General features: G+C 40.3%; 29 protein-coding genes. 19 read left to right on the top strand and 10 right to left on the bottom strand.

What is annotated here, in order from left to right; translation table 11 throughout:
• Window position 1 precedes the first annotated feature (1 nt).
• From O3611_RS01490 to pyrE, 4 genes are all read left to right on the top strand, one after another.
• Entirely contained in the window at window positions 2-1,060 is a 1,059-nt protein-coding gene (locus O3611_RS01490; protein WP_371607584.1) for a UDP-N-acetylglucosamine--N-acetylmuramyl-(pentapeptide) pyrophosphoryl-undecaprenol N-acetylglucosamine transferase, read from the top strand.
• A gap of 9 nt (window positions 1,061-1,069) precedes the next feature.
• Window positions 1,070-2,344 carry a cell division protein FtsQ/DivIB gene (locus tag O3611_RS01485; RefSeq protein ID WP_248034755.1) on the top strand — a complete coding sequence of 425 codons (1,275 nt, stop codon included), beginning with the start codon at window positions 1,070-1,072 and terminating at the stop codon, window positions 2,342-2,344.
• 240 nt (window positions 2,345-2,584) lie between these two features.
• Complete coding sequence (gene pyrF / locus O3611_RS01480) at window positions 2,585-3,280, top strand: orotidine-5'-phosphate decarboxylase (protein WP_371607583.1); 696 nt, start codon at window positions 2,585-2,587, stop codon at window positions 3,278-3,280.
• A gap of 39 nt (window positions 3,281-3,319) precedes the next feature.
• Window positions 3,320-3,952, top strand: coding sequence for an orotate phosphoribosyltransferase (pyrE, locus tag O3611_RS01475; RefSeq protein WP_248034757.1), 633 nt, complete (start codon window positions 3,320-3,322; stop codon window positions 3,950-3,952).
• A gap of 60 nt (window positions 3,953-4,012) precedes the next feature.
• Here the strand turns inward: pyrE and O3611_RS01470 are convergent, their stop codons facing one another.
• The 4 genes from O3611_RS01470 to O3611_RS01455 are packed head-to-tail and all read right to left on the bottom strand — an operon-like array spanning window position 4,013 to window position 6,974.
• Window positions 4,013-4,879 carry a cysteine ABC transporter substrate-binding protein gene (locus O3611_RS01470; RefSeq protein ID WP_371607582.1) on the bottom strand — a complete coding sequence of 289 codons (867 nt, stop codon included), beginning with the start codon at window positions 4,877-4,879 and terminating at the stop codon, window positions 4,013-4,015.
• Window positions 4,880-4,897: 18 nt separating this feature from the next.
• Window positions 4,898-5,656: an amino acid ABC transporter ATP-binding protein gene (locus O3611_RS01465; protein WP_004252334.1), complete on the bottom strand. Its 759-nt coding sequence runs from the start codon at window positions 5,654-5,656 to the stop codon at window positions 4,898-4,900.
• Entirely contained in the window at window positions 5,657-6,334 is a 678-nt protein-coding gene (locus O3611_RS01460) for an amino acid ABC transporter permease (RefSeq protein ID WP_075232219.1), read from the bottom strand.
• A complete protein-coding gene (locus tag O3611_RS01455) occupies window positions 6,294-6,974 on the bottom strand; it encodes an amino acid ABC transporter permease (RefSeq protein ID WP_000384100.1) in 681 nt (226 codons plus the stop codon). Before O3611_RS01455 ends, O3611_RS01460 begins: the two co-directional genes overlap by 41 nt.
• A gap of 217 nt (window positions 6,975-7,191) precedes the next feature.
• Here O3611_RS01455 and lctO point away from each other — a divergent pair, with 217 nt between their 5' ends.
• The 6 genes from lctO to O3611_RS01425 all read left to right on the top strand — a co-directional run bounded on the left by lctO (window position 7,192) and on the right by O3611_RS01425 (window position 14,061).
• Window positions 7,192-8,328 (top strand): L-lactate oxidase, encoded by a 1,137-nt coding sequence (lctO, locus tag O3611_RS01450; RefSeq protein WP_075232218.1) that lies wholly within the window; start codon window positions 7,192-7,194, stop codon window positions 8,326-8,328.
• A gap of 272 nt (window positions 8,329-8,600) precedes the next feature.
• Window positions 8,601-8,996, top strand: coding sequence for a CopY/TcrY family copper transport repressor (locus tag O3611_RS01445; RefSeq protein ID WP_315639683.1), 396 nt, complete (start codon window positions 8,601-8,603; stop codon window positions 8,994-8,996).
• Between the two features lie 10 nt (window positions 8,997-9,006).
• On the top strand, window positions 9,007-9,378 hold the full coding sequence (locus tag O3611_RS01440) for a cupredoxin domain-containing protein (protein ID WP_315639682.1): 372 nt from the start codon (window positions 9,007-9,009) through the stop codon (window positions 9,376-9,378).
• 9 nt (window positions 9,379-9,387) lie between these two features.
• Window positions 9,388-11,610 carry a heavy metal translocating P-type ATPase gene (locus O3611_RS01435; RefSeq protein ID WP_371607581.1) on the top strand — a complete coding sequence of 741 codons (2,223 nt, stop codon included), beginning with the start codon at window positions 9,388-9,390 and terminating at the stop codon, window positions 11,608-11,610.
• A 217-nt stretch (window positions 11,611-11,827) separates the two neighbouring features.
• Entirely contained in the window at window positions 11,828-13,603 is a 1,776-nt protein-coding gene (gene spxB, locus O3611_RS01430; RefSeq protein WP_371607580.1) for a pyruvate oxidase, read from the top strand.
• Window positions 13,604-13,713: 110 nt separating this feature from the next.
• Entirely contained in the window at window positions 13,714-14,061 is a 348-nt protein-coding gene (locus O3611_RS01425; RefSeq protein WP_020901924.1) for a glyoxalase/bleomycin resistance/extradiol dioxygenase family protein, read from the top strand.
• Window positions 14,062-14,238: 177 nt separating this feature from the next.
• Here O3611_RS01425 and O3611_RS01420 read toward each other — a convergent pair whose 3' ends face one another.
• Window positions 14,239-14,583: a lipopolysaccharide assembly LapA domain-containing protein gene (locus O3611_RS01420; protein WP_049503129.1), complete on the bottom strand. Its 345-nt coding sequence runs from the start codon at window positions 14,581-14,583 to the stop codon at window positions 14,239-14,241.
• Window positions 14,584-14,838: 255 nt separating this feature from the next.
• On the opposite strand from O3611_RS01420, the gene O3611_RS01415 reads away from it, so the two are divergent.
• Together O3611_RS01415 and manA are read left to right on the top strand one after the other, a co-directional pair.
• A complete protein-coding gene (locus O3611_RS01415; RefSeq protein WP_371607579.1) occupies window positions 14,839-15,417 on the top strand; it encodes a DUF3592 domain-containing protein in 579 nt (192 codons plus the stop codon).
• A gap of 150 nt (window positions 15,418-15,567) precedes the next feature.
• Window positions 15,568-16,512: a mannose-6-phosphate isomerase, class I gene (gene manA / locus O3611_RS01410; protein WP_371607578.1), complete on the top strand. Its 945-nt coding sequence runs from the start codon at window positions 15,568-15,570 to the stop codon at window positions 16,510-16,512.
• Between the two features lie 42 nt (window positions 16,513-16,554).
• Here manA and O3611_RS01405 read toward each other — a convergent pair whose 3' ends face one another.
• The gene (locus tag O3611_RS01405; RefSeq protein WP_371607577.1) at window positions 16,555-17,895 is read right to left on the bottom strand and encodes a sodium-dependent transporter; all 1,341 of its coding nucleotides are present in this window, start codon (window positions 17,893-17,895) and stop codon (window positions 16,555-16,557) included.
• 231 nt (window positions 17,896-18,126) lie between these two features.
• Between O3611_RS01405 and O3611_RS01400 the strand changes: the two genes are divergently transcribed.
• Window positions 18,127-18,867: a MerR family transcriptional regulator gene (locus O3611_RS01400; RefSeq protein WP_371607576.1), complete on the top strand. Its 741-nt coding sequence runs from the start codon at window positions 18,127-18,129 to the stop codon at window positions 18,865-18,867.
• 120 nt (window positions 18,868-18,987) lie between these two features.
• Here O3611_RS01400 and O3611_RS01395 read toward each other — a convergent pair whose 3' ends face one another.
• Genes O3611_RS01395 through O3611_RS01380 form a run of 4 tightly spaced genes read right to left on the bottom strand, consistent with a single transcriptional unit; the run spans window position 18,988 to window position 22,094 of the window.
• Window positions 18,988-19,404, bottom strand: coding sequence for an 8-oxo-dGTP diphosphatase (locus O3611_RS01395; RefSeq protein ID WP_371607624.1), 417 nt, complete (start codon window positions 19,402-19,404; stop codon window positions 18,988-18,990).
• A 49-nt stretch (window positions 19,405-19,453) separates the two neighbouring features.
• Window positions 19,454-19,975, bottom strand: a complete 522-nt coding sequence (locus O3611_RS01390; protein ID WP_075227125.1) for a DUF1697 domain-containing protein — start codon at window positions 19,973-19,975, stop codon at window positions 19,454-19,456.
• Window positions 19,976-20,025: 50 nt separating this feature from the next.
• Window positions 20,026-21,192: an NAD(P)/FAD-dependent oxidoreductase gene (locus O3611_RS01385; RefSeq protein ID WP_371607575.1), complete on the bottom strand. Its 1,167-nt coding sequence runs from the start codon at window positions 21,190-21,192 to the stop codon at window positions 20,026-20,028.
• A gap of 56 nt (window positions 21,193-21,248) precedes the next feature.
• Window positions 21,249-22,094 (bottom strand): DegV family protein, encoded by an 846-nt coding sequence (locus O3611_RS01380; protein WP_371607574.1) that lies wholly within the window; start codon window positions 22,092-22,094, stop codon window positions 21,249-21,251.
• Between the two features lie 124 nt (window positions 22,095-22,218).
• Between O3611_RS01380 and O3611_RS01375 the strand changes: the two genes are divergently transcribed.
• The 6 genes from O3611_RS01375 (at window position 22,219) to O3611_RS01350 (ending at window position 26,335) form a co-directional block, all read left to right on the top strand.
• Window positions 22,219-22,776: a TetR/AcrR family transcriptional regulator gene (locus tag O3611_RS01375; RefSeq protein ID WP_000840874.1), complete on the top strand. Its 558-nt coding sequence runs from the start codon at window positions 22,219-22,221 to the stop codon at window positions 22,774-22,776.
• 18 nt (window positions 22,777-22,794) lie between these two features.
• Entirely contained in the window at window positions 22,795-23,262 is a 468-nt protein-coding gene (locus tag O3611_RS01370; protein WP_000136981.1) for a deaminase, read from the top strand.
• Between the two features lie 87 nt (window positions 23,263-23,349).
• On the top strand, window positions 23,350-23,979 hold the full coding sequence (gene upp, locus O3611_RS01365; RefSeq protein WP_000517029.1) for a uracil phosphoribosyltransferase: 630 nt from the start codon (window positions 23,350-23,352) through the stop codon (window positions 23,977-23,979).
• 172 nt (window positions 23,980-24,151) lie between these two features.
• Window positions 24,152-24,742, top strand: coding sequence for an ATP-dependent Clp protease proteolytic subunit ClpP (gene clpP, locus O3611_RS01360; RefSeq protein WP_000613459.1), 591 nt, complete (start codon window positions 24,152-24,154; stop codon window positions 24,740-24,742).
• A gap of 75 nt (window positions 24,743-24,817) precedes the next feature.
• The gene (locus tag O3611_RS01355; RefSeq protein ID WP_000486587.1) at window positions 24,818-25,087 is read left to right on the top strand and encodes a YlbG family protein; all 270 of its coding nucleotides are present in this window, start codon (window positions 24,818-24,820) and stop codon (window positions 25,085-25,087) included.
• An 87-nt stretch (window positions 25,088-25,174) separates the two neighbouring features.
• Complete coding sequence (locus O3611_RS01350; protein WP_153225537.1) at window positions 25,175-26,335, top strand: ABC transporter substrate-binding protein; 1,161 nt, start codon at window positions 25,175-25,177, stop codon at window positions 26,333-26,335.
• The last annotated feature ends 36 nt before the right edge of the window (window positions 26,336-26,371 follow it).

Below are 26,371 nucleotides of genomic sequence, written 5' to 3'. Positions count from 1 at the left end.
TATGAAAAAAATAGTATTTACTGGTGGGGGAACGGTTGGACACGTTACCCTCAACCTTTTGTTAATGCCTAAGTTCATCGAAGATGGCTGGGAAGTCCACTATATTGGTGATAAAAATGGGATTGAGCATCATGAAATTCTCAAGTCAGGTTTAGATGTCACCTTCCATTCTATTGCAACTGGGAAATTACGTCGTTATTTCTCATGGCAAAACATGGTTGACGTCTTTAAGGTTGCTTTTGGAATTCTTCAATCGCTCTTTATCATGCTTCGAGTTCGTCCACAAGCCCTCTTTTCTAAGGGGGGATTTGTATCTGTTCCGCCTGTTATCGCAGCTCGAGTATGCAGAGTACCTGTCTTTATCCACGAGTCTGACCTCTCTATGGGCTTGGCCAATAAAATCGCCTATAAATTTGCGACTAAAATGTACTCTACTTTTGAGCAAGCGTCTAGCCTCACTAAGGTAGAGCATGTAGGAGCCGTGACCAAGGTTTCTGGACCTGTTATTGAAGAACCTGAGGAAATGGTGGACATCAGAACATATTTTGATAGCAAACTACCAACCCTTCTTTTCGTCGGAGGTTCTGCTGGTGCGCGTGTCTTTAACCAATTAGTTACAGACCATAAGGAAGAGCTGACTAGTCGTTATAATATCATCAACCTAACAGGGGATGCTAGCTTAAATGAACTAAGTTCAAACCTCTACCGTGTTGACTATGTGACGGAACTCTATCAACCACTCATGAATCAGGCTGATGTGGTCATCACTCGTGGTGGTGCCAATACGATTTTTGAACTGTTGGCCATGGCTAAATTGCATATCATTGTCCCTCTAGGGCGTGAAGCTAGCCGTGGAGATCAGATTGAAAATGCAGCTTACTTTGTGAAAAAAGGCTATGCAGAGGAGTTGCAAGAGAGCGATTTGACCTTGTCTACTTTAGAAGAAAAAGTAAGCAAGCTTTTGAACCACAAAGAAGACTACCAGATCACGATGAAGAATTCTCATGAATTAAAATCTGTGGCGGATTTTTATGCGCTACTAAAAAAAGATCTATCATAAGGAAAATCGATGTCAAAGGATAAGAAACAAGAGCCAACTCAAGGCAAGGAATTGTCAGAGTGGCAAAAACGAAATCAAGAATATCTTCAAAAAAAAGCTGAAGAAGAGGCCCAACTAGCCAAAGAAAAGGCCCAAGCAGATACCAATAAAAAAGAAGTTGCAAAAACTCTGGAAGAAGAAACCACCTTATCAGAGTGGCAGAAGCAGAACCGTGAATATCTGCGCAAAAAGGCTGAAGAAGAGACAAAGGAAGAACAAGAGTCAGACTTATCTGAAGATACTGAGGCAGAAGAGACCTCAGATTCTAATCCTGAAGAGCAGAAGGAGAGTGCAGAAGACCAGTCCTCTCCTGAGAATGAGGAGGAAACTACTGAGACAGAACAAGTAGAAGAAGAGGACGAAACATCTGAAGAAACAAAAGTAGAAGAAAAGAGATCTAAGTCTAAGAAAAAGATTGCTAATCCTTCTATTCCAAGTGTTCATATCTGGCGTGCTGTTACGATTCTAATCCCAAGTTTGCTTGTCTTGATCTTTTCCATCTATCTTTTGACGCCATACTCAACTCTGAAAAACATACAGGTTACTGGTACGGTAGAGACCAATGCAGACCAAATCAAAGAGGCTTCAGGGATTCGTGATAGTGACTATACCTTTAGTCTACTTCTCAATAAAGACAAACATGCTGAGATGATTAAGTCCAATCACTGGATTGAATCTGCTAGCATTCACTATCAATTTCCGACCAATTTCACCATCCAGGTCAAGGAATACGGGATTGTAGCCTATTATGTTTCTGGAGAGGACCATTATCCGATTCTTTCTAGTGGGACGGTGGAAACTAGTCCAGTTAGCCTAGTCAGTCTTCCAGAAACCTATCTATCTGTTCTCTTCAACGATGAACAGCAAGTCAAAACCTTGATTGAACAACTGGCTGAAATCAGCCCAGAGATTAAGCAAGCGATCAAAACGATTGAATTGGCTCCAACTAGTGTAACTAGTGATATGCTTAAGATTACCATGTATGATACGGATGAAGTTTTGGTTCCTCTATCAGAACTAGGTAAAAAATTGCCTTACTACAGTAAGATTAAACCTCAATTGACAGTACCAAGTGGTATTGATATGGAAGTTGGGATCTATAGTTATAGTTTGGCGGATAAGGCACTTGAGGACGAAAGAATCAAGGCCAAAGAAGAGGAGAAGAAAAAGCAGGAGGAAGAAAAGAAAAAACAAGAGGAACAGGGTAATCAAAATCAAACAACTCAACAATCACAGAGTCGTTAAGCTTGAGATGATTCTGTTGACTTGATGATGAGTCCTGTTTTCTACAAGTTCAATTACTGTTTTTTACTTGACAAGTACAGCTTTAAATAATAGAATAGTAAAAAACCTTTAAAGCGGTCCAGAGAGGCAGCTAAGGTTAGACGGTGAAAGGGTGAATTCTACCTATTTTTCGTGGAACCTTGCTGTAGGCAGGTTCCTTTTTTCATGCTCTCTTGCTGACAAAGGTAAAAGGAGAAAAGTATGCGCGAATCTCGTCCAGTTATTGCTCTTGATTTTCCAAGTTTTGAGGCAGTCAAGAAATTTTTAGCTCTTTTTCCAGCTGAAGGGAGCCTCTATTTAAAGGTAGGTATGGAGCTCTATTATGCTACAGGTCCGGAGATTGTTTCTTATTTGAAAGGCTTGGGACATAGCGTCTTTCTAGATCTCAAACTCCATGATATACCTAATACAGTCAAGTCAGCCATGAAGGTTTTGTCTAATCTGGGCGTTGACATGACCAACGTTCACGCAGCAGGTGGTGTTGAAATGATGAAGGCTGCGCGTGAAGGTCTTGGAAAAGAAGCCAAATTGATTGCTGTTACCCAGTTGACTTCAACTTCTGAAGAACAAATGAGAGACTTTCGAAATATTCAAACCAGTCTTCAAGAATCAGTCATTCATTATGCCAAGAAAACTGCTGAAGCCGGTTTAGATGGTGTGGTTTGTTCGGCTCAGGAAGTGAAACTCATCAAAGAAGTGACAAGCAAAGATTTTATCTGCCTGACACCAGGTATTCGTCCAGCAGGGGCTGCAGTTGGAGACCAAAAACGAATTATGACACCTGCAGATGCTTATCAGATTGGTAGTGACTATATCGTTGTCGGCCGCCCAATCACTCAAGCCACTGATCCAGTAGCAGCTTATCATGCTATCAAGGATGAGTGGAACCAAGACTGAAATTAAAGAACTAGATTATAAAAACAAAAGGAGTAGACCATGACACTTGCTAAAGATATTGCTAGCCATCTATTGAAAATTCAAGCCGTTTACCTCAAGCCAGAAGAACCCTTTACTTGGGCATCAGGTATCAAGTCACCGATTTATACGGACAACCGTGTGACACTTGCTTATCCAGAAACTCGTAGCTTGATTGAAAATGGTTTTGTGGAGGCCATCAAGGAAGAATTCCCAGAAGTAGAAGTGATTGCAGGAACAGCGACTGCAGGTATTCCTCACGGTGCTATCATCGCTGACAAGATGAATCTGCCATTTGCTTATATCCGCAGCAAACCAAAAGACCACGGTGCAGGAAACCAAATCGAAGGCCGTGTAGCTCAGGGTCAAAAAATGGTAGTTGTCGAAGACCTTATTTCAACTGGTGGTTCAGTTCTTGAAGCTGTTGCAGCAGCCAAACGTGAAGGAGCTGATGTTCTTGGAGTTGTGGCTATCTTCAGCTATCAATTGCCAAAAGCAGATAAGAACTTTGCGGATGCTGGTGTTAAACTAGTAACCCTTTCAAACTACAGCGAACTGATTCATTTGGCTCAAGAAGAAGGCTACATCACACCAGAAGGACTTGACCTCCTAAAACGTTTTAAAGAAGACCAAGAAAATTGGCAAAAAGCTTAAGGTATATAAAAATCAGGTAGTCACTAGGATTACCTGATTTCTTTTTATTCTCGGAAAGTATTAGTCAACTTTTCCACCTTCAACAACCAGGTCATCTGCTTTAGCAGCGTCACCGTAAGTTGGGTGGAGTGTTTTTTCATAGGCTTTGTGGAAGAAGTTTTCCTTACCTAATTTTTCGATTTCTTGGTTGATGTAGTCGAGTAGTTCTTGGTTACCTTTTTGAACTGCTGGTGCAATGGTATCTGGGTTACCAAGAGAAGTAATTCCTACTTCATATCCTTTATTTTCAAGGGCCCAAGCTAGAACTTCAGTATTGTCAGTAGAGAAGGCATCTCCGCGTCCATCAAGAAGGGCTTGATAGGCATCGCTATATTGGTCATATTTTTGAAGTTTTACTTCTGGGTGATTTTTCTCAAAGTAAGTTTCAGCAGTCGTTCCTTTTGTAACGATCAAGGTTTTGCCTTCAAGTTGCTTAACATCTGTAATTAGACCAGTCTTAGGTGACACAACACCGAGAGAAACTTTCATGTAAGGAAGGGCAAAGTCAACTTGTTTCTTACGTTCGTCAGTAACTGTAAAGTTAGCTAGGGTGATATCAACCTTGTTTGAAATCAAGTATTCAGCACGGTTGGCAGCATCAACAGAAACGTATTTAACTTTCACACCAAGGTCTTGTGCCAATTGATTCCCTAGTTCGATATCGTAACCTTGGTAAGAACCGTCATTATCAACATAACCAAATGGTTTTTTGTCTCCAAATACCGCGATTCGAAGTTCACCACTTTTCTTAATTTCATCAATAGTACGAGCTTTGGCAGTCGCCTTAGCAGATGAAGCATCAGAGCTTCCGCCTGAACTACAAGCTGTGACGAAGATAAGCGCAAATGCTAGAGCAAAAACAGTTAGAATTGGTTTAAGTAGTTTCATAATAATCTCCTTTATTGATTATAGATATGAGCCAAACTGGCTAAAGTCAAAGACGTTTAAAAATTCTTGTGCTCGTTTGGTTTGTGGATTTGTGAAGAATTCTTGAGCAGTTCCTTCTTCAGCAATTTTTCCTTGGTCTAGAAAGATAATGCGGTCCGCAATGGCTTGGGCAAACTGCATTTCATGGGTTACCAAAATCATGGTACGACCTTCTTGGGCCAAGTCATTGATGAGTTCTAGAACCTCACGCACCATTTCTGGATCCAGTGAAGCAGTTACTTCGTCAAAGAGGATAATTTCTGGATGCATGAGCAGGGCACGGACGATCGCAACCCGTTGCTTTTGTCCACCAGATAATTGACGAGCGAAGCTATGTTTTTTGTCTAGAAGTCCAACTCGTTCCAGTAGTTGTAGAGCTTCTTCAGTAACCTCTTTTTTGTCTCTCCCTTGAGCCTTGATAGGGCCTAGGATGAGGTTTTGAAGGACATCCAAGTGAGGAAAGAGTTCATAACTTTGAAAGACCATACCAATCTTTTGGCGAACCAGGTGAAAATCTTTTTTATTTTCAACGATGGACTGGCCATCCAGCAGGATATCTCCTCCTTGAATACTTTCTAAACCATTGAGGCAACGAAGGAGGGTACTTTTCCCACAACCAGATGGTCCTAGGATGACGACCACTTCCCCCTTTTTAATATCTAAAGAAAGTCCTTGGAGGATAGGATTGTCTCCGAAGGATTTTTTTAGTTCCTTGATTTCTAAAATAGTTTCAGACATTTAGTTCCTCCAATGTTTTTCTAGATGAGTAGATAGTTTGGAAATAGGGAAGCAAACTGCGAAATATAAGACTAGGATGGTTCCGTAAATCCAAAAGGAAGCGGTTGGGATGGTTAAGCGATTGCTATCAATGATTTGTTGTCCAACCTTGGTAACTTCAACAACCCCAATCAAAACAACCAAGGAAGTTGTTTTAATCATACGAGTGACAAGATTGATGGCTTGCGGTAGAAGCCTTCTCAAAACTTGAGGGATAATGATATGGTAGTAGAGTTGCACTTTAGTTAAGCCAAGCGCCTGCCCACTCTCAAACTGATGTTTGGGAAGGGAAGTGATGGCACCACGAACCAAGTCCCCCATCTCAGCTGTTCCCCAAAGAGTGAAAACGATAATAGCAGAAGCCTCACCAGAGATATTGATATTAAAGTTTCGAGCCAAGCCAAAGTAAACGATGAAAAGGAGCACTAGCTGCGGCATGATACGGATAAATTCTAGATATAAGCGTGTCAAGAAGCGAATCACTCTAGAATGAGAAGTCATGATAATTCCCATCACCGTTCCGAAAATCATGGATAAGAGGACAGACAGGATAGAAATACCAATCGTGACGCCCAATCCCTGTAAGATTCTCAGGAGATTATTTCCCTGAAAGAGTACTTGCATTCCCGAATCCTGCATGACGGAGCCTCCTTTCTATCCAACTAAAGACTAGCGAAATAGGTAGAAGCATGATAAGGTAAGCAACCACCAACATAGCTAACGCAATATCTGTCTCATAGTAGAGTCCTATCAAATCCTTAGCAACATACATAAGGTCAGCAAGGGCAACCGCTGAAAAGACAGAAGTTTCCTTGATGAGGAAAATGACATTGGCACTAAAGGATGGTAGAGCCACCGCTGTCGCTTGTGGCAGAACCACGTAGCGAAAAACCTGAAATGGTGTAAGGCCAATGGCTAAGCCAATTTCGTGCTGGGTTTGACTGACGGCTTCTAGCCCGCTTCGGAAGGATTCTGCCATGTAGGAACCACCTAAGAAGATGAGACCGACTGTTGCACAGACTTCTGAAGAAAGAACAATCCCTATTCTAGGTAGGCCGAAGTAGAGAAAGAAAAGTTGTATCAAAAGGGGTGTATTTCGTGAAAGTTCGATATAGGCTGTTGCCAACTGGGAAAAAACAGGAAGGCGGTAATGCCGGATGACACTGACGATGAGCCCCAGCAAAAAAGAACCTAGAATTCCCCAAACTGCAATATGCAAGGTCAGAAAGAATGCCTTTTGATAGAGTGGTAGATATTGTTCAACAATGGACCAATCCAAAAGTAGAACCTCCCATCTAGAAAAATGATACAGTTATTGTAGCATTAAAAGAGAGCTTTGGATAATATGTATTTTTTATTGCCGTTATAAGGATTTTTTATCATAGACATAAAATTTCTGAAATTTCCAAACAAAATATTTGAAAAGTTTTGAAAAAAGAGTTAAGATGTTTTTGTAATATACAAAGTAAGCGCTTACTTATTAAGGAGGATATTTTATGTCATATAAAACAAGCAATGCAGAAGGTCATGTAGATTTCATAAATACCTATGATTTAGAGCCCATGGCGCAACAAGTTATTCCTAAAGCAGCATTTGGCTATATCGCTAGTGGAGCAGAAGATACCTTTACTTTACGGGAGAACATCCGTGCCTTTAACCACAAACTCATCGTTCCGCATACGCTTTGTGATGTGGAAAATCCAAGTACAGAGATTGAATTTGCAGGTGAAAAATTGTCTTCACCAATCATTATGGCGCCTGTTGCGGCTCATAAATTGGCAAATGAACAAGGTGAAGTAGCTACTGCGCGTGGTGTACATGAGTTTGGTTCTCTTTATACAACCAGCTCTTACTCTACTGTAGATCTTCCAGAAATTACAGAAGCTCTTCAAGGGACACCTCACTGGTTCCAATTTTACTTTAGTAAGGATGACGGTATCAACCGCCATATCATGGACCGTGTGAAGGCTGAGAGGTATAAAGCGATTGTCTTGACAGCAGATGCTACTGTAGGGGGCAATCGTGAGGTGGACAAGCGTAATGGCTTTGTATTCCCAGTTGGTATGCCAATCGTAGAAGAATATCTACCTGAAGGTGCTGGTAAGTCAATGGACTTTGTCTACAAATCAGCTAAACAACGCCTGTCTCCACGAGATGTAGAATTCATCGCTGAATACTCAGGCCTACCCGTTTACGTTAAAGGTCCCCAATGCCGTGAAGATGTTGAACGTTCTCTTGCTGCAGGTGCATCTGGTATCTGGGTAACCAACCACGGTGGACGTCAAATCGATGGTGGCCCAGCCGCCTTTGACTCACTTCAAGAAGTTGCTGAAGCAGTTGACAAACGTGTACCGATTGTCTTTGACTCTGGTATTCGTCGTGGTCAACATGTCTTTAAAGCCTTGGCTTCAGGAGCAGACTTGGTAGCAATTGGGCGTCCTGCTATTTATGGTTTGGCTCTTGGTGGTAGTGTTGGTGTTCGTCAAGTATTTGAGCACTTGAATGCAGAATTGAAGACAGTCATGCAGTTATCCGGAACTCAGACTATTGAGGATGTCAAACACTTCAAGCTCCGTCACAATCCATACAACCCAACCTTCCCAGTTGACCCACGTGACTTAAAATTGTATTGATAAAAGAAATTTCCTCCACTAATGTGGAGGTTTTTGCTTGTGTTTTATACTCTTCGAAAATCTCTTCAAACCGCGTCAACGTCGCCTTGCCGTACTCAAGTACAGACTGCGGCTAGTTTCCTAGTTTGCTCTTTGATTTTCATTGAGTATTAATCACTTTTGTCATGAAGAATAAAAAAAGAGAAAGATTTGAATTTTATAATTGACAAATGTAGATTTTAAGAGTATACTGATAATTGTAATTGACAAATGTAGATTTTGGAGGTGTGCTGATGCAGATTTCGGATGCAGAATGGCAGGTCATGAAGATTATCTGGATGCAGGGAGAACAGACAAGCACTGATCTTATAAAAGTATTAGAGAAAAGGTTCAGTTGGTCCAAATCCACGATCCAGACACTCTTGGCTCGTTTGGTGGAGAAAGAATGTTTGACTCGAGAAAAACAGGGCAAGTCCTTTGTCTATTCGGCCCTTTTAACGCTAGATGATAGTAGGGGCTTAATGGTTCAGGATATCAAAGACAAGCTTTGTTCTCGCAGAATAAAGCTCTTGCTAGCTGATTTGATTGAAGAATGTGACTTTACCCTAGCTGACTTGGAAGTTTTGGAGGAAGTGATTGCTGAGAAAAAAGCAAGTGCTGTGGCAGAAGTAAGATGTAATTGTATGTAAAGGAGACGCTATGTTAAATCTATTTGTATCTATTGTTGTTTTAGGAATGATTGCTTTTATCCTCTTTTGGTTTTTCAAAAAACCGCAAGAAGATGCTAAGAGAGCCCAGCAAAAAAATGGCTATCAGGAGATTCGAGTGGAGGTCATGGGGGGCTACACTCCAGGAACCATTATCCTCAAAAAATCGCAACCTGCTCGCATTATTTTCGATCGAAAAGATCCTTCACCTTGCTTGGATCAAATCGTTTTTCCAGACTTTGGAGTGCATGCAAATCTGCCTATGGGAGACCAATATGTGGTTGAAATCACTCCTGAAGAAGCAGGTGAGTATGGTTTCTCTTGTGGCATGAACATGATGCACGGTAAGATGATTGTAGAATAGGAGAATATTATGACTGAAATTGTAAAAGCAAGCCTTGAAAATGGCGTTCAAAAAATCCGTATCACGGCAGACAAAGGCTACCATCCAGCCCACATTCAACTGCAAAAAGGGATTCCTGCTGAGATTACCTTTCATCGTGTGACACCTTCAAACTGTTATAAAGAGATTCTCTTCGAAGAAGAAGGAATCCTAGAACCAATCGCTCAAGACGAGGAAAAAGTCATTCGCTTTACGCCTCAAGACTTGGGCGAGCATGAATTTTCATGCGGCATGAAGATGCAAAAGGGGACCTACACCGTTGTTGAAAAAACTAAAAAGTCTCTCAGTCTTTTTCAGCGTTTTTGGATTACTAGTATCTTTACTGTGCCTCTTGTGATTCTCATGATTGGGATGTCTACAGGAGGAATTAGTCACCAAGTCATGCGTTGGGGCACCTTTTTAGCCACAACACCCATTATGCTGGTAGCTGGAGTTCCATATATCAGAAGCGCCTGGGCTAGTTTTAAAAAGCACAATTCCAACATGGATACCTTGGTTGCTCTGGGAACCCTAGTGGCCTATTTCTATAGCTTAGTTGCCCTCTTCACTGGTCTGCCCGTTTACTTTGAAAGTGCTGCATTTATCCTCTTCTTCATTCTTTTGGGAGCAGTTTTTGAGGAAAAAATGCGAAAAAATACTTCGCAGGCAGTCGAAAAATTATTAGACCTACAAGCAAAGACAGCAGAGGTTTTGCGTGATGATGTTTATGTTCAAATCCCTCTAGAACAAGTCAAAGTTGGGGATCTCATTCGCGTTCGACCAGGTGAAAAAATTGCCGTTGATGGGACTGTGTTAGAAGGTGAAACGAGTATTGATGAATCAATGGTGACTGGGGAAAGTATTCCAGTCGATAAATCAGTTGGAGATGCTGTTATTGGGTCAACTATCAATAATAGTGGTACGATCATCTTTAGAGCTGAAAAAGTTGGTTCTGAGACTATGCTGGCTCAGATTGTGGACTTTGTGAAGAAAGCTCAAACGAGTCGTGCTCCTATTCAAGATTTGACCGACAAGATTTCAGGGATTTTTGTACCAGCAGTTGTCATTTTAGGACTTCTTACTTTTTGGGTCTGGTTTGTTTTACTTGGAGATAGCTTTGTGACTTCACTTCTCTACGGAGTTGCTGTTTTGATAATTGCCTGTCCTTGTGCACTAGGACTCGCGACACCGACAGCACTCATGGTTGGAACAGGACGAAGTGCCAAGATGGGGATTCTTCTCAAAAATGGTACAGTTTTACAGGAAATCCAAAAGGTCCAAACGGTTGTTTTTGATAAGACAGGAACCTTGACCGAAGGGAAGCCAGTAGTGACAGATGTTATTGGTGATGAAAGAGAAGTGCTAAGTTTGGCTGCTTCACTGGAAGATGTATCTCAACACCCGCTAGCTCAAGCTATTGTTAATCGTGCATCTGAACTAGGAATTAGCCTTTACCCAGTGGAAAACTTCCAAGCCTTGCATGGAAAAGGTGTGACTGGGATTATTAATGGTAAACAAGTCTTGCTTGGGAATGCTAAGCTCTTAGCTGACCTTGCTATTCCACATGATTATCAAGAACGATTTGATTTGCTTGAGAAAGAAGCAAAAACAGTTGTCTTCCTATCCGTAGATGGTCAGTTAAAAGGCTTAATTGCCTTGCAGGATGTCCCTAAGGAAAATGCTCGAGAAGCTATTGCTAAATTGAAAAAACGTGGTCTTAGAACGGTTATGCTTACTGGAGATAATGCTGGAGTAGCCCATGCGATTGCAGAGCAAATTGGAATCGAAGAAGTGATCGCAAATGTCTTGCCAGAGGAAAAGGCACATGAAATTCACAAGCTTCAAAAGAATGGCAAATTGGCCTTTGTTGGAGATGGTATCAATGATGCGCCGGCCCTCAGTGTAGCGGATGTCGGAATTGCCATGGGCTCTGGGACAGATATTGCCATTGAATCAGCAGATCTTGTCCTTACAACCAACAATTTACTAGGATTGGCACGTGCTTTTGATATGAGTAAGAAGACCTTTAATCGTATTCTACTCAATCTTTTCTGGGCTTCTATCTATAACCTCATTGGTATTCCGATTGCAGCAGGAGTGTTTTCTGGTCTTGGTTTGGTACTCAATCCAGAACTTGCAGGATTGGCCATGGCCTTTAGTTCAGTATCTGTTTTAATCAGCTCTCTCATGCTTAATTTTACTAAAGTCGATTAAAAAGGCGGTCTTAACCGCTTTTTTCTATTCTAAAACAGATTTTCAAAACGCTTCCAAACTGTACTGTAATAGAGAATGAAAGTTTCTGAGCATATACTTAGAAATCTAAAATCAAATGTGATAAATTAGGATTGTAAATTTACTGAATCGTTTTCAAATAACATATAAAAGCGTTTTTTGTAAATATATGAAATTATTTTGAAGGAGAGTTATCATTATGACTCAAGGGAAAATTACTGCATCTGCAGCAATGCTTAATGTATTGAAAACATGGGGCGTAGACACAATCTACGGTATCCCATCAGGAACACTCAGCTCATTGATGGACGCTTTGGCTGAAGACAAAGATATCCGCTTCTTGCAAGTTCGCCACGAAGAAACAGGTGCTCTTGCAGCGGTTATGCAAGCTAAATTCGGCGGCTCAATCGGGGTTGCAGTTGGTTCAGGTGGTCCAGGTGCGACTCACTTGATTAACGGTGTTTACGATGCAGCTATGGATAACACTCCATTCCTAGCGATCCTTGGATCACGTCCAGTTAACGAATTGAACATGGATGCTTTCCAAGAATTGAACCAAAACCCAATGTACAACGGTATCGCTGTATACAACAAACGTGTAGCTTACGCTGAGCAATTGCCAAAAGTAATCGACGAAGCTTGCCGTGCTGCAGTTTCTAAAAAAGGTCCAGCTGTTGTTGAAATCCCAGTAAACTTCGGTTTCCAAGAAATCGACGAAAACTCATACTACGGTTCAGGTTCATACGAACGTTCATTCATCGCTCCTGCTTTGAACGAAGTTGAAATCGACAAAGCTGTTGAAATTTTGAACAACGCTGAACGTCCAGTTATCTACGCTGGTTACGGTGGTGTGAAAGCTGGTGAAGTGATCACTGAATTGTCACGTAAAATCAAAGCACCAATCATCACAACTGGTAAAAACTTTGAAGCTTTTGAATGGAACTACGAAGGTTTGACAGGTTCTGCTTACCGTGTTGGTTGGAAACCAGCCAACGAAGTGGTCTTTGAAGCAGACACAGTTCTTTTCCTTGGTTCAAACTTCCCATTTGCTGAAGTTTACCAAGCATTCAAGAACACTGAAAAATTCATCCAAGTGGATATCGACCCTTACAAACTTGGTAAACGTCATGCCCTTGACGCTTCAATCCTTGGTGATGCAGGCCAAGCAGCTAAAGCTATCCTCGACAAAGTGAACCCAGTTGAATCTACTCCATGGTGGCGTGCAAACGTTAAGAACAACCAAAACTGGCGTGATTACATGAACAAACTCGAAGGTAAAACTGAGGGTGAATTGCAATTGTATCAAGTTTACAATGCAATCAACAAACATGCTGATCAAGACGCTATCTACTCAATCGACGTAGGTGACACTACTCAAACATCTACTCGTCACCTTCACATGACACCTAAGAACATGTGGCGTACATCTCCACTCTTTGCGACAATGGGTATTGCCCTTCCTGGTGGTATCGCTGCTAAGAAAGACAATCCAGATCGCCAAGTATGGAACATCATGGGTGACGGTGCATTCAACATGTGCTACCCAGACGTTATCACAAACGTTCAATACGACCTTCCAGTTATCAACGTTGTCTTCTCAAATGGTAAATATGCCTTCATCAAGGACAAATACGAAGACACAAACAAACACTTGTTTGGTTGTGACTTCCCTAATGCTGACTATGCGAAAATCGCTGAAGCGCAAGGTGCTGTTGGATTTACAGTAGACCGTATCGAAGACATCGATGCAGTTGTTGCAGAAGCTGTTAAATTGAACAAAGAAGGTAAAACAGTTGTTATCGATGCTCACATCACTCAACACCGTCCACTTCCAGTAGAAGTACTTGAACTCGATCCAAAACTTCACTCAGAAGAAGCTATCAAAGCCTTCAAGGAAAAATACGAAGCAGAAGAACTCGTACCATTCCGCCTCTTCTTGGAAGAAGAAGGATTGCAATCACGCGCAATTAAATAATTTCTCTCGTCGAAAATCAAATTTTAAATTTGTAGAATTTATTCTTTGATTTTCATAGAGTGAAACTTAAAAAGATCGGAGCAATCCGGTCTTTTTCTGGAGGATAGTTAATGAATTTAAATCAATTAGATATCATCGTTTCAAGTATTCCTCAAGTCTGTGCTGACTTGGAGCGTATTTTGGATAAACAGGCAGATTATGTTGATCAAGGCTTTGCTCAGTTCACGATTGGCAGTCATTGTCTAATGTTGTCCCAAAATCATTTGATTCCTTTGGAAGATTTTCAGTCAGGTATCATTCTTCACATTGAGATTGAGGATCTAGAGCAGAATTACCAACGTTTAAAAGAGAGAGGTGTCGAGATTTTACACGGTCCTTGTGAAACGGATTGGGGAACAGAGTCCTTATTAGTTAAAGGTCCTGCTGGTCTAGTGCTTGATTTTTATCGTATGAAATAAGGGGCTTAGTCATTTGAAGATAACCTTAACTATTCTTAAAACAGAATGTGAGAATATGAACTATTGAAAGATCGGAGCAATCCGGTTTTTTTTCTGTTATGCGATTTTCAGTCCGTCTCGTTCCATTAGGTGCGAGACAAAAAACCACCCGCTGACGGGTGGTTATGATTTCTACACTTATTGTTTGGCTTCCTGTTTTAATTGTTGCACCTGTTCCTTGTACTGGAGAAGCTCCTTGTCTTTTTTATGGATAGTCGTTTCTGCTTCAGCAATGCGGCTTTTCAGCTCTTGAGTCTTGCCATGGTGATAGCTAAAACCAATAGCACTACCAACAATGATCCCGATTACTAGACAAGTAAAAATCACCAAAATCAAGGGAGCAGATAGTTGTGTAAAGACAAGACTGACAGTTACTGTTTGACGATTGAGCAGACCAAAGGAGATCACAATGACTAATAAGATCAAACCGCCAATTAGATAAGCCTTATCTTTCAGTGACAATTCATTAAATTTTTTTAGCATAAGTTCCTTTTCTCCTGACTATGTTGATAGAAAATTACACACCATTTAGGTATTAACAAAATTCATTTTACTAGAAAATTTCGATACTGTCAATAATTTCTAACAGCTTATTTACCATCAATCGATTCATTGAAAAGGAGTATTCATTTTCTAATATTTGATTGACTAAACAGATCGGAGCAATCCAGTCTTTTTCTTGTCTTTGCTGTTAAATTTGTTAAAATAGCTTCATAACAATGTTCTAATGAGAAAAATATGCCAACAACTTTCTTTCTATTAATTGGCTTAATGATTTTAGGATTTGCTGCCTTCACCTATTTTATGTTTTCCTATTTTATATTTAGTAATTATAGCAATGCCAAGAGGTGTACCGAAAGAACGGAAGGAGTTATTATCCGATATTCCTATGCTCTTTATAATGGGATTAGTCTCCCAGTTGTTGAATACACTGTTGATGGAAACCAATACAAGGTCGTAGGGCCTAAATTTCTATCTGCTATTTCAAATACAATCAGTACTCCCTTAGGTTCAATCGTATCTGATGTAAAAACGGATAATTTTGAAAATGGTGAAATTCCACAAGTTTTAAGATACAAAGTTAAGGGTAATAGTTTTTTGTCTTATACAAAATCTCCTCTTAAGGAACGCTTTCCAATTGGTGGAAAAGTTGTTGTTTATTATGATCCTAAAAAACCAAAACATTCCTATGTAGAAAGACCACTAAGACCTGGGCGATATGCATGGTTGGCAAAATGTTTTATCTATCTCAATGTTTTTATTATGGTTGCTCTAGCTTTCTTTATCATGTTCATTCTTCCAAATCTTATGAAATAATAGTTTCTTGTAGATTTATCAAAAGTATGAAATCCATATCGTTACTATTTTTACAAAATCTTCTCCCTACTTTATAAGATATGAAAAAGAGTTCAACTAGAACTCTTTTTTTGCTATAATGAGGGGAGAAAAATCAGACAGGAGATCAAGATGTCAGAACCGTTATTTTTAAATTCTGTAATGCAAGAAAAAATTTGGGGTGGGACTAAACTTCGTGATGAGTTTGGCTACGACATCCCAAATGAAAAGATTGGTGAGTATTGGGCAATCTCAGCTCACCCAAATGGTGTGTCTAAGGTAGCCAATGGCCGCTATCAAGGAACAGACCTCGCTACTTTGTATGAGGAACACCGTGAATTATTTGGCAATCGTCCAGAGCCAGTATTTCCACTTTTGACCAAAATCCTTGATGCCAATGACTGGCTCAGCGTCCAAGTTCATCCAGACGATGCTTATGGATTAGAGCATGAAGGCGAACTCGGAAAAACAGAGTGCTGGTACATCATCGCCGCAGATGAAGGTTCAGAGATTATTTACGGTCACAATGCCAAGTCTAAGGAAGAACTCCGCCAGCAAATTGAAGACAAGAACTGGGATGCCTTGCTTACAAAGGTTCCTGTTAAGGCTGGGGATTTCTTCTATGTTCCAAGTGGAACTATGCATGCCATCGGTGCGGGAATCTTGATTCTTGAAACGCAACAGTCTAGTGATACGACCTACCGTGTTTATGACTTTGACCGTAGAGATGATAATGGCAACTTGCGTGAGCTTCATCTTGAAAAATCCATCGATGTTTTAAATATCGGTGAGCCTGCAAATAGCCGTCCTGTGACTGTTAAAGCAGATCATTTGCGTTCAACTCTCCTTGTATCCAATGAATTTTTCGCAGTTTACAAGTGGGAAATCACTGGAAAAGTTGACTTTGAAAAGACAGCTGATTACAGCCTGTTGAGTGTCTTGGCTGGTCAAGGTCAACTAACTGTTGATGGGAAAAACTATCCAATCCAAAAAGGTAGCCACTTTATCCTACCAAGTGATGTTGAAGCATGGACTCTGGAAGGTCAAGGTCTAGAATTGATTGTTAGTCATCCGTAAAAAGAAAGGACTTGAGGAAAAAACTCAAGTCCATTTTTATAGTTACATAAACTGGGCGATAAAGACCACGATGATGATAATTGGGATGATAAAACGAAGAAGGAAGAGCCAGACTTGGAAAAGTCCTTGTTTCCACGGTGTTTCATCAAGCTGGAGTTCCTCCATAGCCAATGCTTTTTTGAAGACATAGCCTGTAAAGAGAGACAAGCAGAGTGCACCAAATGGCATGAGGAGATTAGAAACCAAGAAGTCCATGGCATCAAAGAAGGTCTTCCCCAAGATTTGAACGTCTGCCATGACTCCGTAGGATAGGGCTGAAGGGATACCAAATACAAAAGTTAAAACACCTAAAATCATACTCCACTTAGCACGTCTACGATTGTCCTGATTGGTGATGTTGCCTACATTGATTTCCAGCATCACGACAGAAGAAGTTATCGTAGCAAAGAGGAAGAGCAAGAGGAAGAGGATGTAGAAAATACTTCCAAAAGGCATCTTGTCAAAGAGTTGTGGCAAGACAATAAAGAGGAGACTTGGACCACCTTCAGACTGGATGTTAAAGGCTGACATAGCTGGGAAAATAGCTAATCCTGCCATGATGGATACAGAGATGTTCATGGCAACGATGGACATACCTGATTGGACTAGGTTGGTTTTCTTATCCAAGTAAGAAGCATAGGTCAACATAGCTGTAACCCCGAGGGATAGAGCAAAGAAAGATTGTCCCAGAGCATAGAGGAGTCCGGCGCTTGTCAGTTTTGAAAAGTCAGGTTTGAGGAAATAAACTACACCTTCCATGGCATTTGGCAAGCTGAGAGAGCGCCCAATGATAATGACAAAGATGATAAAGAGCAGGGGCATCATAACTTTCGATGCTCTTTCAATCCCTTTTTGAACTCCCTTAGATACGATAAAGATGTTGAGGAAGATGAAGAGGGCTTGGGAACCGAGGGCAATCCATGGATTTGAAATAATGTCTGTGAAGAGCTGGGCATAATCACTGCTAATCCCAACCTGGAAGGCTTTAGCAATAGCGATACCTAGATAGACTAAAACCCATCCTCCAATAACACTGTAAAAGGATAAGAGGATGAAAAGGGCAAAGGCACCGATCCAACCGATAAAATTGTAGTTCTTATTATCGCCCAATTTTCCAAAGGTTTTGATTGCTGACACGCCAGCGCTCCGACCAAGGGCAAACTCCGCCAGCAAAAGCGGGAAACCAATTAAAATCGTTGAGATGAGAAAGACCAGTAAAAATCCTCCACCACCATTGGCAGCGGTCATATAAGGGAATTTCCAAACGGCCCCAAGACCAATAGCAGAACCAGCAGATGCAAGGATAAAGCCTAGCTTAGATCCCCATTGCGATTTTTCAGACATTGTTAAACTCCGATCTATTTTTTAAAATAAGAAAAGGCTACTTGAGTTGTCAAATAGCCTTCTCTCAATGGCTCTTTATGAGCTTTTTATTTGATTGATAGACTTGATTATCCTATCATGTTTTTTCAAGTCTGTCAAGAAAGCGATTTTCATGTTTTTATAAAAAATATGATAAAATACTTGACTCTCCCCAAAGGGGAGGGTATATACTATTTATGTGAGGAGGAAATCATGTACCATATCAAAGAAGCTGCGCAGCTTTCAGGCGTCTCTATCAAGACCCTTTACCATTATGATAAGATAGGACTCTTGGTCCCATTAAAGTCAGAAAATGGCTATCGAACCTACAGCCAAGAGGATTTGGAACGACTACAGATTATCCTCTATTACAAGTATCTAGGCTTTTCTTTAGAAAAAATAGCAGAGCTATTGAAGGAAGAAAAGATGAACTTGTTACCACATTTGACGAGACAGTTGGATTACCTGACTCGAGAAAGACAACATCTGGATACCTTAATTTCAACCTTACAGAAAACTATCCAAGAACAAAAAGGAGAAATAAAAATGACCATTCAAGAAAAATTCACTGGATTTAGCTATCAAGACAATCAAAAATACCACCAAGAGGCAGTAGAGAAATATGGCCAAGAAGTCATGGACCAGGCTCTCGAGCGTCAAAAAGGACGAGAGGATGAAGCTACAACAGCCTTTAATCAAGTCTTTCAAGCCTTGGCTCAAAATCTACAATCTGATCTGCCGATAACAGCATCTGAAAACCAAGAGGAAGCAGCCAAGCTCTTGCAAGCCATTCGTACCTATGGATTTGACTGCTCTATGGAAGTCTTCGGTCATATCGGCCAAGGCTATGTCTATAATCCAGAGTTTAAGGAAAACATTGACAAGTTTGGACCTGGAACAGCCCAGTACACTTCAGACGTCATTGCCCACTATGTAGGCACACAAACTCGATAAAACTCAAAGACTAAGCTAGGACTGACAAAGCCAGTAACAGAATTTTAATTGGAGGACACAGACCTAGCTTGAAGATTAGACAAGCTAAAAATCGGCGGAGAGACCTCTGCCGATTTACTGTTATTTGAGTTGGTAAGACCAGTCTTCCCTATCCTTATAGTAAAAGAACTCACTGAGGTATTCTTCCAAAAAAACACGAAGCATATCAGACATATCCTCAGTAGTCAGTTTAAGATGAGATAGATTTTCAAAATCTTCCCACCAGACTTTTCCTTCGTCTGAAGATTGGAGCTCACCAGTAAAGTGTTCAGTTTTGTATAAGAGGACGACATAGCGATAATCTGCATCATCATACCAATCTTTGATACCACAGAGTTGAGGTTTAGAAATGGTAAGACCAGTTTCTTTCTCCACTTCACGAATGACAGCATCGACAAAGGACTCGCCACGTTCAACATGACCACCAGGAAAAGTAATGCCAGGCCAGTCAGGACTAACTCGGTCTTGGACCAGAATCATGTCTCCATTTTTAATCATGCACATATTGACAAATTCGACTGATTATCTTCTGTTCATCTTATTTTTCCTATTTTGTTAGTAATTTTTCTACCACGTTTAACTTTCGCATGGTCAGATCAACGCCGAACAGCTTTTCGAGATAGTTGGTATTAAGCTTTTTTCGTTTTGCAGTTCTAGGGAGATAGAGGTAAAGACAATGGTTGCCGATACAAATTTCTTCTTCACCATAGTCAATATTCAATTTTTCTAATGGTAGACTTTGGATAGCATTCTGGAAAAGAATTATATGTATACGGTCATAAAGATAGTGTTCTCCAAACGGATTTTCTTGGACAATTTTTGTAAAATCACTCTTATTTTTAATGACCATTTTCAAGTCGGCTCCGATTTTTTCTTTTATTAGAGTATGGACTTGTTCTCGTATTTCTTCTATGGCTAAGTCGCTTTCAAGAATAATATTTCCACTTTGAATATAAGTTCGAACGTGTTGAAAACCAACCTCTGTTAAGATATCTACCAGATAAGACATTTTAGGGATAGCATTTTGTCCATTCGGTGTAACACCTCTCAGTAAAATAATATGTTCCAAAATAGCTCCTTTCTTATCCAATATCTTTAGATACTATATCATTTATAGTTCTAGTTTGAGCCTGCCACCCAGCCGGTGCAGAGGGCGGAAGTGATGTTAAATCCCCCCGTATGGGCATTGATATCTAGTACTTCGCCAGCAAAGTGGAGTCCAGGCACTAGCTTACTTTCCAGCGTTTTAGGATTGATTTCCTTGAGACTAACGCCACCTTTAGTTACAAAGGATTTAGCTAATGACATTTTGCCAGTTACAGGGATTTTAAGAGCCTTGATGGACTGGACAAGTTGGTCGCGTTCCTTTTCTGTTAGTTGTTTGACTTTTTCAGGATATCCTTGGACAAAAAATTCTGCCAAGCGTTCAGGGAGCAAGGTTTTTAAGGCATTTTTCAAGGATTTTTCACGGTTCTCTTCTAAAAAGTCAACTAATTCTCTCTCAGAAAGTTGTGGCAAGACATCTAAAGAGAGAGTTTCCCCACCCTTGACAAAGCTAGACATGCGTAGTGCAGCAGGACCTGACAAACCAAAGTGGGTAAAGAGCAGGTCATGGGTGATGACGTGCTTGCCATAGCTTAGGGTTACATCGTCTAGGGAAATTCCCTGCAAGGCCTTATGCGGGAAATCAGTCAACAATGGACTTTCAGCAGCTTCGAGTTCGGTAATAGTGTGTTTGAAATGTCGGGCGATTTCATGACCAAAACCAGTAGAGCCAGTAGAAGGATAGGATTTTCCACCTGTTGTGACAATGAGTTTATCACAAGTAAAGGTTTGGTCTGCTGACTTGAGGACAAACTGGTCGTCAATCTTTTTAACAGAAACAATCTCTGTTTGAGTGGCAACTTGCCCACCTAGCTCAGTGATTTTCTTTTCCAAAGCTTCGATAATGGTCCGAGATTTGTCGCTGGCTGGAAAGACGCGGCCATGGTCTTCGACCTTGAGTTTTACGCCATTTTTAGTAAAAAAGTTGATGATATCATGGTTATCAAACTGGGAAAAGACACTGTATAGAAAGCGACCATTCCCAGGGATGCCAGCTAATAGGTCATCTAGAGTTCCATTGTTGGTCACGTTACAGCGACCACCACCAGTACCAGCTAATTTTTTTCCGAGTTTTCGATTCTTTTCAGTGAGAAGTGTTTTCTGCCCATAAAAGCTACTGGAAATGGTAGCCATCATACCAGCAGGGCCTCCCCCGATTACAATAGTGTCAAAATGTTTCATAAAAGTATTGTACCATAAAAAAACAAGAGATGATAAGTCATCTCCTGTTTGATTTATTAGTCAATTTCATATCCCATGAGGAGTCCACCTTCTTCTGCATAAAAACTGCAGAGCCCAGAGGTTGGGATAATCTTAATTTCAGCCTGTGGGAATTTTTCACGTAAGAGTTCTGAGAGTTGTTGGCAGAATTTATCATTACTGCGGTGAGCCATGACGATACTCCCACCAGCGTAACCAGCCTTGATTAACTCTTCATAAGCAGCTTGGAGGGACTTCTTAGCACCACGGGCTTTTTGGAGGAGTTCCAAGGTTCCAGTTTCACTTGCTTCCCCGACCATACGAATATTAAGGAGCCCAACAACTGTACCGATTAGCTTACTCAAGCGACCATTCTTAACGAGGTTATCAACCTTAGCGAGGACGAATAGTAACTTAGTTTTTTCTTGGTAGGCAGTAATAGCTTTAACCACTTCTTCAAAAGAAAGTCCTTGGTCAATCAAATCATTGATTTTCTCTACGATTAGATCAACTTCCCCACCAGCAGATAAACTATCAATGACATGAATCTGAGTATCAGGATGTTCTTCGAGATAGAGATTCTTAGCTAATTGAGCGCTGTTTTGACTACCAGAAAGAGTTCCGGTAATGGTCACTACAAAAATATGGTTTGCACCTTCGAATGCTCGCAAGTAATCATCAGGGCTAGGACAAGCTGATTTTGAAGCTTCAGAAGTTGCATACATGGTTTCCATCATTTTGTCAATATCAAGACTAGCATCGTCAATAAAGACTTGATCAGCTACTTGAATGGTTAAGGGAACACTGATGAATTCAGTATCAATTGCTGGATTTGCCAGTTGACGATAATCACAACCAGAGTCAGCTACAATCTTCCAAGTCATAGAAATTCTCCATCTTTATCACTTATACATTGACAAAGGTTCTGTCTTTTTTTACAATTATATCATGAAAAATCTTAAAACAAAAGTCTCGTCACTCTGTTGTCACAAGTAGAAAGGAAGTGTTATGGCCGAACGAAGAATTTCTGAAAATTCACTTGAAAATCTCAGAAAATCAAACAAAGAATCCAATTTACTGACCAGAGAAGCTATCGAAACAGCTCTTTTGCAACTTTTGGAGAAAAAGGAGTTGACAAAGATTAGCATTTCCGAATTGGTAAAACGAGCTGGTGTTTCTCGTGCCGCCTTTTATCGAAACTATGACTCCAAAGAAGAGATTTTAGAAAGCGTCTTTAAACGCAGTGTCCATAATATCATGGAGCAGCTCAGTCATTATGATGTCAAAACAGATCTCTATCTGGTTTGGGTTCATCTCTTTCGTGAAGCCAGAAAAGAAGCCAAGGTTATTCAGCTTGCCTTGGACTACCACTTGGAAAAAATCTTTGTGCAAGCCATGCAAGAGTTTTTAGAAAAATACTATGGAAAATCAAAAGGAGTCAGCTCTTACCTGCATTCTTTTTGGAGTTCTGCCATCGTATCAGTTTTGCTTAAATGGATCAAGGATGGAATGAAGGTTCCTGCTGAAAAAATCGCAGATTTACGCCTACCATTTTTCAAAAAATAGATCAGAAGGAGAGAAGTTATGACAGAAAAAAGACTGGCTTGGGATGAGTATTTTGCTGCTCAAGCCTTATTGATTGCCAATCGTTCAACCTGTAAACGCGCCAAGGTAGGAGCTGTTTTAGTCAAGGATAATAAGGTTATTTCAACAGGTTATAATGGCTCTGTATCAGGAACGGAGCATTGTATTGACCATGACTGTTTGGTGATTGAGGGCCACTGTGTCCGCACTCTTCATGCTGAGGTTAATGCTATTTTACAAGGAGCCGAACGTGGCGTTCCAAAAGGATTTACAGCTTACGTTACTCATTTTCCTTGTCTCAACTGCACCAAGCAATTGCTTCAGGTAGGATGTGAGCGTGTCGTTTATATTAACCAGTACCGTATGGACGACTACGCCCAGTATCTCTATCGTGAAAAAGGGACCGAGTTGACCCATTTACCACTTGAGACAGTACAAGCAGCTCTTCAAGAAGCTAACTTGATTTAAAAATTAAAAAAAAAGATGGTTTAGAAGGATTTTTAAACCATTTTTTGATATAATAAGAAGAATAAATTGAAAGAAGGAATTCAGAAAATGGGAAAACTTGAAGTCATTAATCATCCACTCATTCAACACAAATTGTCAATCTTGCGTCGTACAGACACTTCTACAAAAGCTTTTCGTGAGTTAGTAGATGAAATTGCTATGTTGATGGGATATGAAGTACTTCGTGATCTTCCGCTTGAAGACGTTGAAATCGAAACACCTATCACAAAAACAGTTCAAAAACAATTGGCTGGTAAAAAATTGGCAATTGTTCCAATCTTGCGTGCAGGTATTGGGATGGTCGATGGGCTATTGAGCTTGGTTCCAGCAGCCAAAGTTGGACATATTGGTATGTACCGTGACGAAGAAACTCTTCAACCAGTAGAATACTTGGTAAAATTACCTGAAGATATCGACCAACGTCAAATTTTTGTGGTTGACCCTATGCTTGCAACAGGTGGTTCTGCAATCTTGGCTGTTGATTCCCTCAAAAAACGTGGAGCATCAAACATCAAATTTGTCTGCCTTGTATCTGCTCCAGAAGGTGTAAAAGCTCTTCAAGAAGCTCACCCAGATGTAGAAATCTTTACAGCAGCTTTGGATGAACGTTTGAACGAACATGGCTATATCGTTCCAGGTCTTGGTGACGCAGGAGACCGCTTGTTCGGTACTAAATAAGATTCTAAGCATAAACTAAAACTGTTCATTGGTTTTAGTCTCGAAAGGAGGTTGAATTTTTGTGTCTGTTTTTAGGATAGAGCAAAGATTTGACCTTTTTTGACCAAAAAGATATAATAGACCTGTATTGAGTCGTTTGACTAAGAAAAATTGAAATCAGAAGGAGAACTGAATGATTCCTGTAGTTATTGAACAAACAAGTCGTGGAGAACGTTCATATGACATTTACTCACGTCTTTTAAAAGATCGTATCATCATGTTGACTGGACCAGTCGAAGACAATATGGCCAACTCAGTTATCGCCCAATTGCTTTTCTTGGATGCCCAAGATAGTACAAAAGATATTTACCTTTATGTGAATACTCCAGGTGGTTCTGTATCAGCTGGTTTGGCAATCGTTGATACTATGAACTTTATCAAGGCAGATGTCCAAACCATTGTTATGGGGATGGCTGCTTCAATGGGAACAATTATTGCCTCAAGTGGAGCAAAGGGCAAACGTTTCATGCTTCCGAATGCAGAATACATGATTCACCAACCGATGGGTGGTACAGGTGGTGGTACACAGCAAACAGATATGGCCATTGCTGCTGAACACTTGCTTAAAACTCGTAAGACTTTGGAGCAAATTCTTGCAGATAATTCTGGTAAATCAGTTGAGCAAATCCATGCAGATGCTGAACGTGATTACTGGATGAGCGCTCAAGAAACACTTGAATATGGTTTCATTGATGAAATCATGGCTAATAATTCTTTGAATTAATCTTTTGAAGCAAACTCGACTGAGTTTGCTTTTTTTGATATAATAGTAAGAAGATTGTTAGAAGGAAGTTGTAATATGTTTCAAAAAGAGAATCGGTCTGGTCTGATTATCTACCTATACTATAATCGTGATGCAAAAAAACTCGATCATTATGGTGATATTTGTTACCACTCTAAAAAACACCGTTATCTGCAACTGTATGTCCCAACAGAAGAAGTGGAAGAACTGGTTAGCCGTTTAGGAAAAGAGAGATTTATCAAAAAAGTGCGACGATGTCATATCCAAGAATTGGAAACTCCCTTTGTTGGTAGTCTCTATAGAAATAGCGAAAACGTTATCATGTAAAAATTAAGATAAATGTGTTGACAATTTTCAGATAATTCGGTATATTCTTAACATGCTATTTATTTAAGAAATAAGGAGACAAAAAAGATGAAGAAAAAATTTGCCTTATCACTTGTAGCTCTTGCAAGTGTAGCTGTTTTAGCAGCTTGTGGAGAAGTGAAGACAGGAGCTTCAAATTCAACTGGTAACCCAGTGGATGAGAAAGTTGTTAAAATCGGTTTCAACTTTGAAGAAACTGGTGCTGTAGCATCTTACGGTACATCTGAGCAAAAGGGTGCTCAACTTGCAGTTGATGAAATCAACGCAGCAGGTGGTATCGATGGAAAACAAATCGAAGTAGTAGACAAAGATAACAAATCTGAAACTGCTGAAGCTGCTTCTGTTTCAACAAACCTTGTTACTCAATCTAAAGTAGCAGCAATCGTAGGACCTGCAACTTCAGGTGCAACTGCAGCAGCAGTAGCAAATGCTACACAAGCTGGGGTTCCATTGATTTCTCCAAGTGCTACTCAAGATGGTTTGACAAAAGGTCAAGATTTCCTTTTCATCGGAACATTCCAAGATAGCTTCCAAGGGAAAATTATTTCTAACTATGTTACAAACAAGTTGAACGCTAAGAAAGTTGTCTTGTATACTGATAACTCAAGCGACTACGCTAAAGGAATTGCAAAATCATTCCGTGATTCATTCTCAGGCGAAATCGTAGCAGATGAAACGTTTGTATCAGGTGACACTGACTTCCAAGCAGCTTTGACAAAAATCAAAGATAAAGACTTTGATGCAATCGTATTGCCAGGTTACTACACAGAAGCTGGTAAGATTGTAAACCAAGCTCGTGGTATGGGAATTGATAAACCAATCATTGGTGGTGATGGATTCAACGGTGCAGAGTTTGTTCAACAAGCAACAGCCGAACGCGCATCAAATATCTACTTCATCTCAGGATTCTCAACTACTGTTGATGTATCAGATAAAGCAAAAGCCTTCCTTGAAGCTTACCGTGCAAAATACAACGAAGATCCTTCAACATTTGCAGCTCTTGCTTATGACTCAGTTTACCTTGTAGCTAACGCAGCAAAAGGTGCGAAAACTTCAGTTGATATCAAGAACAATCTTGCTAAAACACAAAACTTTGAAGGTGTTACAGGTCAAACAAGCTTTGATGCAGATCACAACACTGTGAAAACAGCCTTCATGATGACCATGAATAATGGTAAAGTAGAAGCGGCAGAAGTCGTAAAACCATAATTATAGATACAGGAAATGGGGAATGAGCTTTTACTC

The organism is Streptococcus sp. 27098_8_91 (genome assembly GCF_041432385.1).
In the GTDB taxonomy this organism is placed as follows: Bacteria; Bacillota; Bacilli; order Lactobacillales; family Streptococcaceae; genus Streptococcus.
This window is presented reverse-complemented; position numbering and strand designations above follow the sequence as displayed.

Coding starts and splice junctions, on each gene's coding strand:
- O3611_RS01490 (WP_371607584.1), top strand. CDS start 2: ATGAAAAAAATAGTATTTACTGGTGGGGGAACGGTTGGACACGTTACC.
- O3611_RS01485 (WP_248034755.1), top strand. CDS start 1,070: ATGTCAAAGGATAAGAAACAAGAGCCAACTCAAGGCAAGGAATTGTCA.
- pyrF (WP_371607583.1), top strand. CDS start 2,585: ATGCGCGAATCTCGTCCAGTTATTGCTCTTGATTTTCCAAGTTTTGAG.
- pyrE (WP_248034757.1), top strand. CDS start 3,320: ATGACACTTGCTAAAGATATTGCTAGCCATCTATTGAAAATTCAAGCC.
- O3611_RS01470 (WP_371607582.1), bottom strand. CDS start 4,879: ATGAAACTACTTAAACCAATTCTAACTGTTTTTGCTCTAGCATTTGCG.
- O3611_RS01465 (WP_004252334.1), bottom strand. CDS start 5,656: ATGTCTGAAACTATTTTAGAAATCAAGGAACTAAAAAAATCCTTCGGA.
- O3611_RS01460 (WP_075232219.1), bottom strand. CDS start 6,334: ATGCAGGATTCGGGAATGCAAGTACTCTTTCAGGGAAATAATCTCCTG.
- lctO (WP_075232218.1), top strand. CDS start 7,192: ATGTCATATAAAACAAGCAATGCAGAAGGTCATGTAGATTTCATAAAT.
- O3611_RS01445 (WP_315639683.1), top strand. CDS start 8,601: ATGCAGATTTCGGATGCAGAATGGCAGGTCATGAAGATTATCTGGATG.
- O3611_RS01440 (WP_315639682.1), top strand. CDS start 9,007: ATGTTAAATCTATTTGTATCTATTGTTGTTTTAGGAATGATTGCTTTT.
- O3611_RS01435 (WP_371607581.1), top strand. CDS start 9,388: ATGACTGAAATTGTAAAAGCAAGCCTTGAAAATGGCGTTCAAAAAATC.
- spxB (WP_371607580.1), top strand. CDS start 11,828: ATGACTCAAGGGAAAATTACTGCATCTGCAGCAATGCTTAATGTATTG.
- O3611_RS01425 (WP_020901924.1), top strand. CDS start 13,714: ATGAATTTAAATCAATTAGATATCATCGTTTCAAGTATTCCTCAAGTC.
- O3611_RS01420 (WP_049503129.1), bottom strand. CDS start 14,583: ATGCTAAAAAAATTTAATGAATTGTCACTGAAAGATAAGGCTTATCTA.
- O3611_RS01415 (WP_371607579.1), top strand. CDS start 14,839: ATGCCAACAACTTTCTTTCTATTAATTGGCTTAATGATTTTAGGATTT.
- manA (WP_371607578.1), top strand. CDS start 15,568: ATGTCAGAACCGTTATTTTTAAATTCTGTAATGCAAGAAAAAATTTGG.
- O3611_RS01405 (WP_371607577.1), bottom strand. CDS start 17,895: ATGTCTGAAAAATCGCAATGGGGATCTAAGCTAGGCTTTATCCTTGCA.
- O3611_RS01400 (WP_371607576.1), top strand. CDS start 18,127: ATGTACCATATCAAAGAAGCTGCGCAGCTTTCAGGCGTCTCTATCAAG.
- O3611_RS01395 (WP_371607624.1), bottom strand. CDS start 19,404: ATGATTAAAAATGGAGACATGATTCTGGTCCAAGACCGAGTTAGTCCT.
- O3611_RS01385 (WP_371607575.1), bottom strand. CDS start 21,192: ATGAAACATTTTGACACTATTGTAATCGGGGGAGGCCCTGCTGGTATG.
- O3611_RS01380 (WP_371607574.1), bottom strand. CDS start 22,094: ATGACTTGGAAGATTGTAGCTGACTCTGGTTGTGATTATCGTCAACTG.
- O3611_RS01375 (WP_000840874.1), top strand. CDS start 22,219: ATGGCCGAACGAAGAATTTCTGAAAATTCACTTGAAAATCTCAGAAAA.
- O3611_RS01370 (WP_000136981.1), top strand. CDS start 22,795: ATGACAGAAAAAAGACTGGCTTGGGATGAGTATTTTGCTGCTCAAGCC.
- upp (WP_000517029.1), top strand. CDS start 23,350: ATGGGAAAACTTGAAGTCATTAATCATCCACTCATTCAACACAAATTG.
- clpP (WP_000613459.1), top strand. CDS start 24,152: ATGATTCCTGTAGTTATTGAACAAACAAGTCGTGGAGAACGTTCATAT.
- O3611_RS01355 (WP_000486587.1), top strand. CDS start 24,818: ATGTTTCAAAAAGAGAATCGGTCTGGTCTGATTATCTACCTATACTAT.
- O3611_RS01350 (WP_153225537.1), top strand. CDS start 25,175: ATGAAGAAAAAATTTGCCTTATCACTTGTAGCTCTTGCAAGTGTAGCT.